Raw genomic sequence first — 14,961 nt, forward strand, 5'->3', positions numbered from 1 at the left:
AAAAAATCGAAGATGATCCAATTGTTTGCATTTAACAGCCTACTAAAAACCCTAATTATTCAGGATTTGAGCAGCAGATTACATCGTTCTGCCTTATATTTTAGCTCTTATGTTGTACGAACAAAAGTTATCTATTTTTTCTTTGACCCAATCATTCCGTAATCCTTAATCGTAATCGATACATCATAGGTGATGGGAATCTCACTAAATTTTTCATCCCAATTGTCCTTCACTTTTTCCCAAACATTAGGATATTTAATTCGCAATTGATTGCCAAATCCTCCAACATCTACTCCGAATTCCTTTTGCATTTTTTTTGTGGTATTTCCTACTAAACGCATAACTTCTTTCTCAGCCGCATTTTCTATGTGTTTAATTGTTTTATTCTTAAAAGCAGGTTTAAAGTGAGGATTCCAATATTCACCGATTCTTCCCTCTGACTCAATTTTTACATTAAACGAAATTCTATCACCGGTAACATGCGGCTTAATTTTGCTCTTCATTGACTCAATCTGATAATATGTTGGTTTATCCGATTTTTTTTGGAAGGCTTTTACCGCTCCGCTTTTACCTTCTCCTGTTATCCAATTTATGCCTTCAATCTCTTCTTTATTAAGAATCCCAATCATCTTGTTTGTTCTTCCTTTTATTACGGCCGCTCCATCAAATTCAATTTCTCCCTTTTTTAAATCAATCAGCTGTAAAAGAAAGCTGGTCTGCGAGTTCGATTTTCCCCATATCTTCATTAAAGCTAGCTGCCTCAATGCTCTTGTTGAAAGTTCCTGTTCTGCAATTTCTACCAAGCGTATTGCAGGAATGACGCCGGCTTCCTTTGATTCGAGAGTTCGTGCAGCTTCTCCTTTAGAAATAAAGATTAAAGTACTTCCTCTAATATCTATATCCCGAAAAAACAAATCTGTTATTTCTCTAAGTGGCTCTTCACGGGCAAGATCCTGCCCAATAATCACTGCTTTTTGATGTGCCCCTGAAATAGGACCCTCTCTTCGTAAGGTCGTTTCCCAACCGATTGGTTCTAGTGAAATTCCTGTCGCAGAGACATTAATATAAGATTTTTGTTGTGGTGATTTGCTACTTGAATTACCGATTGCTTGTGGTATTACATATTGAAGAGTTGATCGTATTTTTCCATCATCTGATTTATCTACAGCTGAGCCAACGGCGATATTTAAATCTTCAATGGACTGGCTGCTCCAGCAACCTGACAGAAGAAAAAGTAAAAGCATCGAGACAAAAGAATTTCTTAGTACAGGTTTACATTTTTTCATAATTTCTTTCCTTCACCTTAGAGATAATCAAAAGGACTAGCGGCATAACAACAAAAAAACTAAGGGAGAAATTACCAATAATATCTGAGATTTTAAATACATTATTTATATTTTTAGGAATCATAGAAATGAAATAAATGAGAGGTATTATACTATAAATAATAACGTGATTACTTGTCGAAAAAATCTGATTTAAACCTAAAGTAGCAATAAATAAAGCAATGACATACGAAGCGAATATTTGCATAATCCAAATGACAAGAATGAGGGAATCGAACCGTTCAAATAAAAGTCCTGTGAGTTCAAAGCTTCGAATAAACGTGAGTGTCGGCCATGTTTGTGACACCACTCCGTCTACTGATATGGAACCTATTACGATTACCACTGTAATGGTATAAAAGATAAAGGGTATTCCAACTCCAAGTAATGGAACTTTTGTTGCCTTGTTTTTTTCTTTCATAAACATATAAATAAAGAGAAGTATTTCGAAGCCTGCAAAGGAAAGAGAGGAGGTTGTTAGCCCCTTTAAGACGGGCTTAACCCCTGACCCTAACACTGGACGTAAATTATCAACCTCGAATAACCCGATGCCTAAAGACATGACCAAAAGGAAAAAAAGAACCGTAATTGGAAAAATAATTTCTAATAGCCGAGCAATGGCATTTACCCCGCCCTGCACTAAGTATAGGCCAATCCACAAAAATGGCATCATAATAGCCCATGTTGGAGTTCCCTGAAGTAAGAATAATCGTGTAGTTTCAGCCATAGTTCGAACCTCATATGCGGACAACACAATATAATAGCAGATAACTGTGAAACTTAGCAGCAATCCTATCCATTTCCCAAGGAGTTTTTGATTAAATTGAAAGAAAGTTTCGTTCGGGTATCTTTGGCATAGTTTTAATATCATTACTGCTACAAGTGTAATAATTAATCCAGTAATAGTTATTGCGATCCAAGAATCGGGAGTATTGATTTTCTCTGTCATGGTTCTGGGCAGCGTTAAAATTCCTGCACCGAAAATAAAATTAATGACAAACATTACTGCTTGATGTGTAGTTATTCGATCTATAGGACTGGAAGGCATAATTAGTCAACTCCTTTCAAACCATTAACTTTTTCTTACTGAATCTTTTGGATCCAACAGCCTTGGACGGCGTTTCATCAGGAATAAAGGAACCCGTATCATGAAGTCCTTCCAATCATTCAGTCGAAATGATACAGCAGGGCTCACATATGGAATGCCAAAACTTTTAAGCCTGACCAAATGGCTGCATAGCAACAGGAAGAAAAGAACAACTCCATATAATCCAAAGACACTAGCAAATAGCATTGAGGCAAAGCGAAGAATTCTTAATGCAACCCCAACACTATATTGCGGGAGCGTGAATGAAGATATGGCCGTGACAGCAACTACGATAACCATGATTGGACTAACTATTCCTGCTTGCACTGCTGCTTCTCCAATCACTAACCCGCCTACGATCCCTATCGATTGTCCAATTGGTTTTGGTAAACGAAGCCCGGCTTCTCTTAATACTTCTATAGCTACTTCCATTATGAGTGCCTCAATTAGAGGGGGAAAAGGAACTCCCTCTCTGCTGGCTGCAATGGAGAAAATAAGCTTGGTTGGAATTAATCCAGGGTGAAAGGAAATAAAAGCAATATATAAAGAAGGAACAAATAAAGCAATAAAGGCTGAAAAATAACGTAATATACGAATTAATGTCGCAGCCATCCATCTTTCGTAATAGTCCTCAGGTGACTGCAAAAGCATATGGAAGGTAACAGGAACAATTAAGGCAAAAGGTGAGCCGTCCAACAGGATAGCTATCCTTCCTTCCATCAAAGCACCCATAACACGATCAGGTCGTTCTGTACTTTGCACTTGCGGGAATGGACTTAAAAAATTATCTTCGATTAATTGTTCAATATAACTAGAGTCATGTACATCATCAATTTTTATTTTATTAATCCGTTGCTTCACCTCTTCTAATAAATGAGGGTCCACAATATCCTTCATATAGATAATGACTAGTTCTTTTTTGGACCGCTCTCCTACATGAGAGCTGATTATGGATAAGTTTTGATCTTTGCCATGCCGCCGTAGAAGAGCAGTATTATCCTTTAAATTTTCAATAAAACCTACCCTGGGTCCACGTACCAATGCCTCAGTAAGCGGCTCATCAACATTTCTTGTTTTAGCTTTAGCACCGCCAACCAGGAAAACGTCTTCAAGACCATCGACTAAAATCGCAATTGACCCAAACATTACTCCGGAGGTTATATCTTTAAGAGTACGAACTTCATTTAAGCCGCATACAGAAAGAGCTTGGTTTTTAATATATTCTTTTAAGGAGGATTTTTTTAATGGATGGCCGGTTTCTTTTGGTGAAGCCGACATGAAATCAACCAAAATATGATTATTAATTACATCCGCATCTGCAAACCCATCTATAAAAATAATGGCACATCGAATACCTGTTGTTCCCATTTGAAACTCACGAAATTTCACATCTGAATTGTGCCCGATCTCTTTGCGAATTAGATTCAAATCTTCCGTAAGATTGCCGGTAATTTCATTTATAGATTGAAATGGCTGTTTATCTTGTTCTGCTTTTTTTTCAATTCCCTCAATCTTCATCCGTTTTTTGTTTAGCTTCCGCCATTTCACTTATCATCACTCTTTCTCTAATGAGTGAACCCATTTGAAAAATTTATAAAATCCAAGAGGAACTATAAATGTAATAAATGCTTGTACGAAAATGATATAGTCCGGTATTAGTGAAAGAATTTTCTTGAACATAAAAGCCTCTCCTATAAATGCTCAGAAGTATTATCGTTAGAACGTTTTAGAATACATTGATTGTAGTATTTACTTTTTATGTTAAAATTACCCGACTATTAGAATAGTAATTATCCTTCTGTTTTCGTATATTTTTTCTTGCTAAACAGAATAATGAAATGAGCAGAAGTGGGATGAAAACTGAGCATAGAGTTAATAAAGTCTTGGTACGCAAATTTTAACAACACAAAAAACCACTCCCTAATTTTTATAGGAAGTGGTTTTTGCTATTGATACAAATTATTAAGATGACTTCTTCTCAAATGGGAGGAAAATAGCACAAATGTATGGCTATGGCCTTACATCATGCCGCCCATGCCGCCCATACCGCTCATGTCAGGCATACCTGAACCAGCTGGTTCTGGAATGTCAGCAACTACTGCTTCTGTAGTCAAGAACATAGCAGATACGGATGCTGCATTTTGAAGTGCAGAACGTGTAACTTTAGTTGGGTCAACGATACCAGCTTCGATCATGTTCACCCATGCGCCAGTTGCAGCGTTGAAGCCTGTTCCGACTTCTTCGCGCTTCAAGCGCTCAACGATAACAGAGCCTTCAAGGCCAGCGTTGTGAGCGATTTGGCGAACTGGTTCTTCCATAGCACGAAGGACGATGTTCACACCAGTAGCTTCGTCGCCTTCTGCCTGGATTTCAGATACTTTCGTGTATACGTTTAGAAGCGCAACGCCACCACCGGATACGATACCTTCTTCAACTGCAGCGCGAGTTGAGTTAAGAGCATCTTCAATACGAAGCTTGCGTTCTTTCAATTCCGTTTCAGTAGCAGCACCAACTTTGATGACTGCAACACCGCCAGCTAGCTTAGCAAGGCGCTCTTGTAATTTTTCTCGGTCAAATTCAGAAGTTGTTTCTTCCATTTGAACGCGGATCTGGTTCACACGGCCAGCGATTTGTGCGCTGTCTCCAGCACCTTCAACGATAGTCGTGTTTTCTTTTGAAACAACAACTTTAGAAGCGCGTCCTAAAGAAGTGATTGTTGCAGACTTAAGGTCACGGCCTAACTCTTCAGTGATTACTTCACCGCCAGTTAGTGCTGCGATGTCCTCAAGCATAGCTTTACGGCGGTCACCAAAGCCAGGAGCCTTGACAGCAACTGCGTTGAATGTTCCGCGAAGCTTGTTAACTACTAATGTAGCAAGTGCTTCACCTTCAACATCTTCAGCAATCATCAATAATGGCTTGCCTTGCTGTACAACTTGCTCAAGTACAGGAAGGATTTCCTGGATGCTTGCGATTTTCTTGTCAGTGATCAGGATATATGGGTTTTCAAGAACTGCTTCCATCTTGTCAGAATCAGTTACCATGTATGGAGATGCATATCCGCGGTCGAACTGCATACCTTCAACAACGTCCAATTCTGTAGTGAAGCCTTTAGATTCTTCAATCGTGATAACGCCGTCGTTTCCAACGCGCTCCATCGCTTCAGCAATCAATTGGCCAACTTCTTCGTCAGCAGCAGAGATAGCTGCAACTTGTGCAATAGAAGCTTTGCCTTCGATTGGCTTAGAGATAGCCTTTAATTCTTCAACAGCTGTAGCAACAGCCTTTTCCATTCCTTTGCGGATGCCCATTGGGTTAGCACCGGCAGTTACGTTCTTAAGACCTTCGCGGATCATCGCTTGAGCAAGAACTGTTGCAGTCGTAGTACCGTCACCAGCAACATCGTTCGTCTTGCTTGCTACTTCAGCAACAAGCTTAGCACCCATGTTTTCGAATGCATCTTCAAGTTCGATTTCTTTTGCGATTGTCACACCATCGTTCGTGATTAGTGGAGAACCGAATTTCTTCTCAAGAACCACGTTGCGTCCCTTTGGTCCAAGAGTTACTTTTACTGCATTCGCAAGAGAATCTACCCCGCGAAGCATCGCACGGCGTGCTTCTTCACTGAACTTAATTTCTTTTGCCATCGTAAAAAAACCTCCTCGAATTTTTGAATTTTATATTCCTTAAATTAGTGTCCAGCTCCAGCGCCTAGTCCCTCGAGTCGCTTCGGTCTGTCCAATGAAGTCAAAGAGCGACTTCACTGGCCAGCCTTCCAGCGCTTTTCGGGCCTGACCAAGGCGCTTCCGCTTTTCTATTCTACAACTGCAAGAATGTCGTTTTCACGCAAGATCAGGTATTCAGTTCCCTGGTACTTCACTTCTGTACCTGCGTATTTTGAGAAGATAATGCGGTCGCCAACTGCAACTTCAAGAGCAACACGCTCTCCGTTGTCAAGTACGCGGCCAGTGCCTACAGCTACTACTTTACCTTCTTGAGGTTTTTCTTTCGCTGTGTCGGGTAAAACGATACCGCTTGCAGTTTTTTCTTCAGACTCAACAAGCTCGATAATAATGCGATCTCCTAGTGGCTTGATCAAGTGAAACAACCTCCTCAAATTATATGTAGATTATTTATTAGCACTCTCCTCATTAGAGTGCTAACACAATTTATATAATAATGAATCTCTATTTTTTTTGCAAGCATGAAGTCCAATTTTTTTTAGAAAATTTGCCCTTATTTCCTTTCTCGGATTCCTGTGACAACAATCGACTTTTTTCGTTATTTTCAATAACAGCCTGGCTAAAAATGGCCACCTTAAAGAGTATGCCGGATCAAGAAATTTTTAACCAAAAAGTTGAGCAGACACCCTGATATTTGAACTTTGCAGATGGTTACTAGTAAAATGGATAGATAGCATCGTGGAACTTTTATTGCTTTAGACCGTATAACATGAAAAGGCTTTTGAAGGAGATTATCATATTGAAAAAGGAATATTGGTACGTCATTATCGCCTATATCGTCATGCAGCTTTCAAGCCTGATCGGGATTCCGATCGTCGCCTTCATTGGAGCGGCAATGGGAAAGAGCCTGGAGGAAATGGAAACCCTCTCGATTCCGTACTGGCTCGTGATCAGCTTTTCGCTGACACTTCTAATTGTGCTGTTGATTTTAAGGAAAGAAAAGACCGTTCAGGCTGATTTGCGGGACGCGGCTACGCCGGCAAGCTCTGCTGCCTGGGCAATTGCCGGTGTGTTTCTCGCTCTATTCGCCCAATCGATTGCCGGCAGTATTGAAAATATGATCGGCATCGAAATGGGTTCCGAAAATACACAGGAGATCATTAAACTGATTGAGAACTTCCCTATAGTTATCCTGGTCAGTTCGATCATCGGTCCGATTTTAGAAGAGATCGTCTTCCGGAAAATCATCTTCGGCAGCCTTCATAAGAAAATGAACTTCTTTTTTGCCGCGCTGATCAGCTCCGTGATCTTCGCCCTGGCGCATTTTGAGCCGGAGCACGTGATCTTATACTCAGCGATGGGCTTCACCTTTGCATTTCTTTATGTAAAAACAAAGCGGATCATCGTTCCGATCATCGCCCACGTTACAATGAATACAATGGTTGTCCTGCTTCAATCCGTATTCCGGGAAGACATTGAGAGAATGATAAAAGAAGCAGAGAAAATTCAAAGCTTTATTGGGGGATTTTAAGTTATGAAGCAATCGCCTTTATTTTCAGGCATTGTCTACATCTTGTTAGGCACCTTATTCACCTATTTCGCGATCCAGAATGTGAACGAGTCAGGCTGGGGATTTTTCTCCTATCTCCTCGTCGCGCTTGCCCTTTCGACTTTGGTTCGGGCATCCGGATGATCCTGTTCCATTTCAAATTGAAGCAAATCCAGAAAAAATAGCCCCTTCATCACGAAGGAGCTTTTTTTTATTCTGCGATTTCACTGTCTGTCGGATAATGTTTCAGGAAATAAATCAATGATTGCAGTTCAACAGCCAGGTCTATATGGTGAATTCTGATTGAAGATGGCACATTCAGCCTGGCAGGCGTGAAGTTCAGGATCCCCTTAATATTCGCTTGCACCAATCGGTCCGTAATCGGCTGCGCTACAGCTGATGGAACAGTCAGGATCGCAACCTGAATGCCTTCCTCGACAACTACTTTATCCAGGTCATCCATATGGAAGACCCGTACGTCGCCGATTTGTGTACCTACCTTACCAGGATCGACATCGAAAGCAATTTCGATTTTCGTATTGTTGTTCTTCGAAAAATTATAATTCAAGAACGCCGTTCCCAGATTACCGACACCGATCAAGGCTACTTTCGTAAGTTCATCCTGATCCAATGTCTTCCTGAAAAAGGTCAGCAGGTAATTCACATTGTAGCCGTATCCCTTTTTACCCAATGCCCCAAAGTAGGAAAAATCCCTTCTGATTGTCGCTGAATCTACTTTTACCGCTTCACTTAACTCTGCAGATGATACCCTTTGCTTTCCTGAAGAATGCAAGTTCAATAAGAATCGGTAATACAGCGGCAAACGTTTTGCGGTTGCCTGCGGAATCTTCATAGCATCGTTCGTCATTCTCCATCCTCCACCCTGTCCGAATTTCTACTTCAGCTTCTCTTCTCTCTTAAAATCGCCGTTTTTCCCGCCGGTTTTTTCGACTAAATACGTCTTGCCGATCACCATGCCTTTGTCGACGGCCTTACACATATCATAAACAGTCAGCGCACATGCTGAAGCTGCTGTTAACGCTTCCATTTCTACACCTGTATTCCCTTTCGTTTTTACAGATGCTGAGATGTTTAAAATATAGTCACTTCCATTTTGCTCCCAATCGAACGAAAGGTCAATGCCTGTTAATGGAAGCGGGTGGCACATCGGGATGATTTCAGACGTCTTTTTCGCCGCCATAATGCCAGCTACCTGTGCAACTGCCAGTACATCCCCTTTTTTCATTTTATTTTCAGTTATCCTTACATATATATCCTCATTCACGGTTATGCTTGAATGGGCTAATGCCGTGCGGACCGTCTCAGGTTTGTCGCTGACATCGACCATTTTCGCTCTGCCTTCATCATTAAAATGCGTAAATTCTGCCATGTTCAAGCTCCTCTCATCCAAATGATACACTATTTTCACAAACTTGTGTGTGAACTTTGTTTCTATGTTCACAAATACAATGATCAATCGCATATATTGCCGTGCCTATAGTAATGGGTTACACTATTTCTAAGGCAATAGAGGTGAAAAAATAATGATATTATTACAGGTTAATCAGCTATCAAAATATTTTGCTGCTGATCTTATTTTATCGAATATAAAGTTTGAAATACAGACCCGTGACAGAGTTGCACTAGTCGGCCGTAACGGCGCAGGCAAATCCACCCTGCTGAAAATCATCGCCGGCTACGAATCACATGACGGAGGAGAAATCATCCGCCCTAAAGGTACGTCTATTGGCTATTTAGCCCAGAATACCGGACTGGAGTCAGAGAAAAGCATTTGGGATGAAATGCTGTCCGTTTTTGAGCACCTGCACAGGATGGAAAAGAATCTGCGCAACTTGGAAGAAAAAATGTCGGATCCTGACATCCTGTCGAACAATACCGAATACGAGCGAGTCCTGAAAGAATATGATCTTCTGCAGGTGCAATTCAAGGAAAAGGGCGGCTATCAATATGAAGCGGATATTCGTTCCGTGCTGCACGGCCTGAACTTCCATTCTTTTGATTATTCCACAAAAATCTCAACTCTAAGCGGCGGACAGAAAACCAGGCTCGCCCTGGCAAAGCTGCTGTTGACCCGTCCGGATATCCTGATCCTGGACGAGCCGACAAACCATTTGGACATTGATACGCTCTCCTGGCTTGAGCAATATTTGCAGGGGTATGACGGGGCGATCCTGATCGTTTCCCATGACCGCTACTTTCTTGATAAAGTCGTCAACCAGGTATATGAAATTTCGCGCCATCAGCTGATGAAGTTTCCGGGCAATTATAGCTCTTATTTGGATCAGAAAGCGGAAAATTATGAGCGTGACCTTAAATTGTATGAGAAACAACAGGATGAGATTGCCAAGCTGCAGGATTTTATCCAGCGGAATCTCGCGCGTGCCTCCACGACCAAACGTGCCCAGAGCCGCCGCAAGCAGCTTGAGAAGATCGACAGGATGGACAGGCCATTAGGCGATGAAAAATCCGCTTCCTTCAGCTTTCAAATCGAACGGCAGAGCGGCAATGACGTCCTTAAGGCTGATTCACTTGCTGTAGGCTACAGAAACGAAGCCGTTTCCGAAAATATCACATTTAACCTTTCACGCGGCGATAGCACTGCACTTGTCGGTCCGAATGGTGTGGGAAAGTCTACATTACTGAAGACGATCGTTGAAAAATTGCCTAGGATTGCAGGGAGTATCCAGTACGGTTCCAACGTCTCGATTGGCTACTACGATCAAGAACAGGCCGAACTCAGCTCCAATAAAAAGGTTTTGAATGAACTTTGGGATGAGTACCCTTTGAAACAGGAAAAAGAAATCCGGACTGTCCTTGGGAATTTCCTCTTCTCAGGTGATGATGTCCTTAAAATCGTCTCAACCCTGAGCGGCGGCGAAAAGGCTCGTTTGGCACTTGCAAAGCTGATGCTGCAAAAATCCAACTTCTTGATCCTGGACGAACCAACGAACCATCTGGACCTCGACAGTAAGGAAGTCCTTGAAAATGCCCTGATCGATTATCCGGGCACGATCCTTTTCGTTTCGCATGACCGTTATTTTATCAACAGGATTTCCACAAAAGTCATCGAACTCGACCGTGCAGGTGCTACCGAATATCTTGGGGATTACGATTATTACCTTGAGAAGAAGTTGGAGCAGGAAGAACTGAAGGCACTCGCCGAACAGGCAGCCAAAGCAACTGGCAGCATAGCAGAGTCAGCCAAACAGGATAAATCCTCCTACCAGCAGGATAAAGAAGCAAAGAAATTAGAGCGCCAGCGCAAACGCCGGATGGAAGAAGTCGAAGCAACCATTGAAACGCTCGAATTGGAAGTTGCAGAATACGAAGAATTGCTTTGTGATCCTGATATCTTCCATAATCACGAAAAAACAACTGAAATCAATAATAAAATCGAAGCCATGAAAGAGAAACTCGATGAACTGATGGAAGAGTGGACAGAGCTGGCATAGAAATTGAAGAAGCCGGGCGCAAGAATGAAGTGCCTGGTTTTTTTAATTATCTCGCTTTGATTAAGGGCACAAGTTTTGTCTTCATGTGACCGTTATGCGATACTTTTCTGGTTGACGGGCACAAGTTTCCTATTTATGTGACCGTCATGCGAATCTTATCTGGTTGACGGGCACAAGTTTCGTTTTCATGTGACCGTTATGCGATACTTTTCTGGTTGACGGGCACAAGTTTCGCCCTTATGTGACCGTCATGCGTATCTTTTCTGGTTGACGGGCACAAGTTTCCTCTTCATGTGACCGTCATGCGTATCTTTTCTGCTTGAGGGGCACAAGTTTCGCCCTTATGTGACCGTCATGCGTATCTTTTCTGGTTGACGGGCACAAGCTTCGTCCTTATGTAACCGTCATGCGTATCTTTTCTGGTTGACGGGCACAAGCTTCGTCCTTATGTAACCGTCATGCGTATCTTTTCTGGTTGACGGGCACGAGTTTTGTTTTCATGTGACCGTCATGCCTATCCTTTCTGGTTGACGGGCACAAGTTTCGCCCTTATGTGACCTTCATGCGATACTTTTCTGGTTGACGGGTACAAGTTTCCTCTTCATGTGACCGTCATGCGTATCTTTTCTGCTTGAGGGGCACAAGTTTCGTTCTTATGTGACCGTCATGCGTATCTTTTCTGGTTGACGGGCACAAGCTTCGTCCTTATGTAACCGTCATGCGTATCTTTTCTGGTTGACGGGCACGAGTTTTGTTTTCATGTGACCGTCATGCCTATCCTTTCTGGTTGACGGGCACAAGTTTCGCCCTTATGTGACCTTCATGCGATACTTTTCTGGTTGACGGGTACAAGTTTCCTCTTCATGTGACCGTCATGCGTATCTTTTCTGCTTGAGGGGCACAAGTTTCGTTCTTATGTGACCGTCATGCGTATCTTTTCTGGTTGACGGGCACAAGCTTCGTCCTTATGTAACCGTCATGTAAAAAACTTGATTCACTAGTACAAGTAAACCAGCTTATGCACAGCAAAAAAGTCCCGATTCAAAATCGGGACTTTTTGTTCACATACTTATTCACATATTAAATATTGATTTATAGCTTATCCATAGGGTTTTCCACATTATCCACAAAAAAAGCTTTTTTTATCCACATTATACACAGATTAGCCCCAATTCCGTGAACATATCCACAGAAGAGTCTGACAAATATTTTTTTACTTCCTACTTTCGTTGTGGATAGTTATCTCCAGACCAGGGTTTCCATTCAACGTTAAATCAGCTCGGTGACCTTTTTCATATAACACACTGCCAGCAGCAGCAATCATTGCGGCGTTGTCTGTGCATAATGACAGCGGAGGAATGACTATTTCCACATCTAAATCAGCAAATACTGTTGATAACGTCTCTCTCAAACCTTTGTTTGCCGCAACTCCGCCTGCAAGAAGAACTTGTTTTACACCATATTCCTTCACTGCCTTAAGCGTTTTAGTTACAAGTACATCGATAACGCTTGCCTGGAAGCTTGCTGCTAGCTCTTCAGGTACGATTTCTTCGCCACGCTGCTGTGCATTATGCACAACATTGATCACAGCCGATTTCAAACCGCTGAAGCTGAAATCATAGGAGCCTTCCTCTAGCCATGCGCGGGGCAGATCAATCGTTGCCTTCCCTTCATGAGCCAGCCTGTCGATATGCGGGCCGCCCGGATATGGAAGATGCAGTGTCCTTGCAACTTTGTCATATGCTTCCCCTGCTGCATCATCACGTGTCTCACCAATGACTTCGAAATGGCCATGCTCCTTCATATAAACAAGTTCAGTATGGCCTCCTGACACGACAAGTGAAATCAGCGGGAAATTCATTTCGGTTACAAGACGGTTCGCATAAATATGGCCGGCAATATGATGGACACCAACAAGAGGTATGTTATTGGCAAATGCCAATGCTTTTGCTGAATTTACACCGATCAATAATGCCCCTACCAGTCCTGGACCTTCTGTAACTGCAATCGCGTCCAAATCTTTAATTTCAATACCTGCCTGTGCAAGAGCTTCTTCCAAAACGACTGTGATCTGTTCCACATGGTGCCTTGAGGCAATCTCCGGAACGACCCCGCCAAAACGTTTGTGGCTTTCAATCTGGGAGGCCACAACATTCGCAAGGATTTCCCGTCCATTTTTAACAATCGCAACAGCCGTTTCATCACAGCTTGTCTCGATTCCCATTATTATTTGGTCTTTTGTTGTCATTATAAATTCACCCACATTACTAAAGCGTCTTCCATATTGTCTGTATAATACTGCTTCCTTAACGCGCCAGCTTCGAATCCAAACTTGCGGTATAGATTCTGTGCCCGTTCGTTGCTCACTCTTACTTCCAGTGTCACCCTCAATGCACCTAAACTCCGGGCAAGCTCCATAATCTTATCCATAAGGGCATCTCCAAGCTTCAGCCCCCGGAAATTCGGCAAAATCGCGATATTCGTGATATGGGCTTCATCCACGATGATCCATACACCACAATAACCAACCACCTTATGGTCCACTTCCACAACAAGATAGTGGGCAAACTGGTTCTTCGTCAATTCATTGAAAAAAGCTTCCCTGCTCCAAGGAGTAGCAAAGGAATTAACCTCTACCTCCATCACATCATCCAGGTCATCAACCGTCATATTCCGGAAAGTTATCGTCTTATTCATCTTCTCTTCCCACTTATTTATTATTCTCCTGTGCCTTTAACCAATTAGCCTCAGCTTCAGCCAGACGGATATAGTTAGGGACGAATGTGTGGAGATCGACACTCTCCTTGTCCCGTCCCAATAATGCCAGTTCAGCCGGCCTTGGGTTGTGCTCAGTAATTGCAGCAAAAATTGCTTTCTCACCAAGACCTTCCTTAATCACTTTTTCGTGCAAATGCAAATCATTGCTCATGAATAAAACCTTGCTGTCCATTTCGTTCAATTTTTGCATCCAGTCAACGGACATAACAAGCTGATCATCTTTTACTGTCTGTAAAATTCGGTCCTCAAACCTATATAAGCCAGTATAAATCTGCCCTCTCCTTGCATCAAAGAAAGGAGAGACATATCCATTAAAATAACGGCCGGCAGATGCTGCAGCTGCCTCTAGGCTGGATACACCTGATAATGGAATCTTCAATGTCCAAGCCAATGTCTTCGCAATCGTCACACCAATGCGGACGCCAGTATAGGATCCCGGACCTTCAGCGACAACAATTTTCGATAAATCTGCAGGTTTGATGCCACATTCATCCATCAATGTCTGGATTGCCGGCATGACCCGGACAGAATGATTCTTTTTAATATTTGAAATATATTCACCCAGGACCGTCTCACCATCAAGAAGGCCAATTCCCAGCACATAATTGGATGTATCAATCGATAAAACCTTCATTTAAAAAATCTCCTTACACAATTGTTCATACCGCTCGCCCCTCGGCTCAGCCACGATTCTCCTTGAACCATGCTCATCCAGGAAAAGCTGGAGCAATAACAGTTCCTCAGGCAGCTGGGCTTCGATCAAATGAGCCCACTCAACGACAGTTACACCATTACCTTCAAAGTATTCTTCAAAACCAAGGTCTTCAAACGCATCCTCCACACGATAAACATCCATATGATATAAAGGAAGCCTTCCCTGGTATTCTTTGATGATTGTGAATGTCGGGCTGTTCACATTCCGTGTGATGCCTAAACCTTCCGCAAGCCCTTTTGTAAAAGTAGTCTTGCCTGCCCCTAAATCACCCTCAAGCGCAATGACGTCTCCCCCTTTAAGGAGACCAGCAAGCCTCTTGGCAAAATCCTTCGTCTGCTCCGGCTGCTCAGA

General features: G+C 42.4%; 13 protein-coding genes and 1 pseudogene (1 of these 14 cut by a window edge). 3 read left to right on the plus strand and 11 right to left on the minus strand.

The features are described from left to right. Nucleotides 1-131: 131 nt before the first annotated feature. The 5 genes from ACXAEA_RS00180 to groES form a co-directional block, all read right to left on the minus strand. Complete coding sequence (locus ACXAEA_RS00180; protein WP_475094012.1) at nucleotides 132-1,286, minus strand: Ger(x)C family spore germination protein; 1,155 nt, start codon at nucleotides 1,284-1,286, stop codon at nucleotides 132-134. Then, nucleotides 1,273-2,373: a GerAB/ArcD/ProY family transporter gene (locus ACXAEA_RS00185; RefSeq protein WP_475094013.1), complete on the minus strand. Its 1,101-nt coding sequence runs from the start codon at nucleotides 2,371-2,373 to the stop codon at nucleotides 1,273-1,275. The genes ACXAEA_RS00180 and ACXAEA_RS00185 overlap by 14 nt, the downstream gene beginning before the upstream one ends. Nucleotides 2,374-2,397: 24 nt before the next feature. Beyond that, a complete protein-coding gene (locus ACXAEA_RS00190) occupies nucleotides 2,398-3,960 on the minus strand; it encodes a spore germination protein (protein ID WP_475094014.1) in 1,563 nt (520 codons plus the stop codon). A gap of 470 nt (nucleotides 3,961-4,430) precedes the next feature. Continuing rightward, complete coding sequence (gene groL / locus ACXAEA_RS00195; RefSeq protein WP_475094015.1) at nucleotides 4,431-6,059, minus strand: chaperonin GroEL; 1,629 nt, start codon at nucleotides 6,057-6,059, stop codon at nucleotides 4,431-4,433. 167 nt (nucleotides 6,060-6,226) lie between these two features. Next, entirely contained in the window at nucleotides 6,227-6,511 is a 285-nt protein-coding gene (groES, locus tag ACXAEA_RS00200; protein WP_125482311.1) for a co-chaperone GroES, read from the minus strand. Nucleotides 6,512-6,894: 383 nt separating this feature from the next. On the opposite strand from groES, the gene ACXAEA_RS00205 reads away from it, so the two are divergent. Together ACXAEA_RS00205 and ACXAEA_RS00210 are read left to right on the plus strand one after the other, a co-directional pair. Further along, nucleotides 6,895-7,626, plus strand: coding sequence for a lysostaphin resistance A-like protein (locus tag ACXAEA_RS00205; protein WP_475094016.1), 732 nt, complete (start codon nucleotides 6,895-6,897; stop codon nucleotides 7,624-7,626). 3 nt (nucleotides 7,627-7,629) lie between these two features. Next, nucleotides 7,630-7,829, plus strand: a pseudogene (locus ACXAEA_RS00210) (YdiK family protein). Between the two features lie 26 nt (nucleotides 7,830-7,855). Here the strand turns inward: ACXAEA_RS00210 and ACXAEA_RS00215 are convergent. Next, a complete protein-coding gene (locus ACXAEA_RS00215) occupies nucleotides 7,856-8,512 on the minus strand; it encodes a redox-sensing transcriptional repressor Rex (protein ID WP_475094017.1) in 657 nt (218 codons plus the stop codon). Between the two features lie 27 nt (nucleotides 8,513-8,539). Next, nucleotides 8,540-9,034, minus strand: a complete 495-nt coding sequence (moaC, locus tag ACXAEA_RS00220) for a cyclic pyranopterin monophosphate synthase MoaC (protein WP_475094018.1) — start codon at nucleotides 9,032-9,034, stop codon at nucleotides 8,540-8,542. A gap of 154 nt (nucleotides 9,035-9,188) precedes the next feature. On the opposite strand from moaC, the gene ACXAEA_RS00225 reads away from it, so the two are divergent. Beyond that, nucleotides 9,189-11,117 carry an ABC-F family ATP-binding cassette domain-containing protein gene (locus tag ACXAEA_RS00225; RefSeq protein ID WP_475094019.1) on the plus strand — a complete coding sequence of 643 codons (1,929 nt, stop codon included), beginning with the start codon at nucleotides 9,189-9,191 and terminating at the stop codon, nucleotides 11,115-11,117. 1,213 nt (nucleotides 11,118-12,330) lie between these two features. On the opposite strand, the gene tsaD is transcribed toward ACXAEA_RS00225, so the two are convergent. The 4 genes in view from tsaD to tsaE are tightly spaced (at most 13 nt apart) and all read right to left on the minus strand, a layout consistent with a single transcriptional unit that may run on beyond the window. Continuing rightward, nucleotides 12,331-13,365: a tRNA (adenosine(37)-N6)-threonylcarbamoyltransferase complex transferase subunit TsaD gene (gene tsaD / locus ACXAEA_RS00230; protein ID WP_475094020.1), complete on the minus strand. Its 1,035-nt coding sequence runs from the start codon at nucleotides 13,363-13,365 to the stop codon at nucleotides 12,331-12,333. Continuing rightward, on the minus strand, nucleotides 13,365-13,814 hold the full coding sequence (gene rimI, locus ACXAEA_RS00235; RefSeq protein ID WP_475094021.1) for a ribosomal protein S18-alanine N-acetyltransferase: 450 nt from the start codon (nucleotides 13,812-13,814) through the stop codon (nucleotides 13,365-13,367). The genes tsaD and rimI overlap by 1 nt, the downstream gene beginning before the upstream one ends. 13 nt (nucleotides 13,815-13,827) lie before the next feature. Then, the gene (gene tsaB, locus ACXAEA_RS00240; protein ID WP_475094022.1) at nucleotides 13,828-14,529 is read right to left on the minus strand and encodes a tRNA (adenosine(37)-N6)-threonylcarbamoyltransferase complex dimerization subunit type 1 TsaB; all 702 of its coding nucleotides are present in this window, start codon (nucleotides 14,527-14,529) and stop codon (nucleotides 13,828-13,830) included. Next, nucleotides 14,530-14,961: the 3' portion of a tRNA (adenosine(37)-N6)-threonylcarbamoyltransferase complex ATPase subunit type 1 TsaE gene (gene tsaE, locus ACXAEA_RS00245; protein WP_475094023.1), read on the minus strand. 21 nt of this gene lie beyond the right edge of the window; 432 of the gene's 453 nt are visible here — the last part of the coding sequence; the start codon falls outside the window, past its right edge; it ends in the stop codon at nucleotides 14,530-14,532.

Source organism: Mesobacillus sp. ABV4_180, assembly GCF_056158485.1.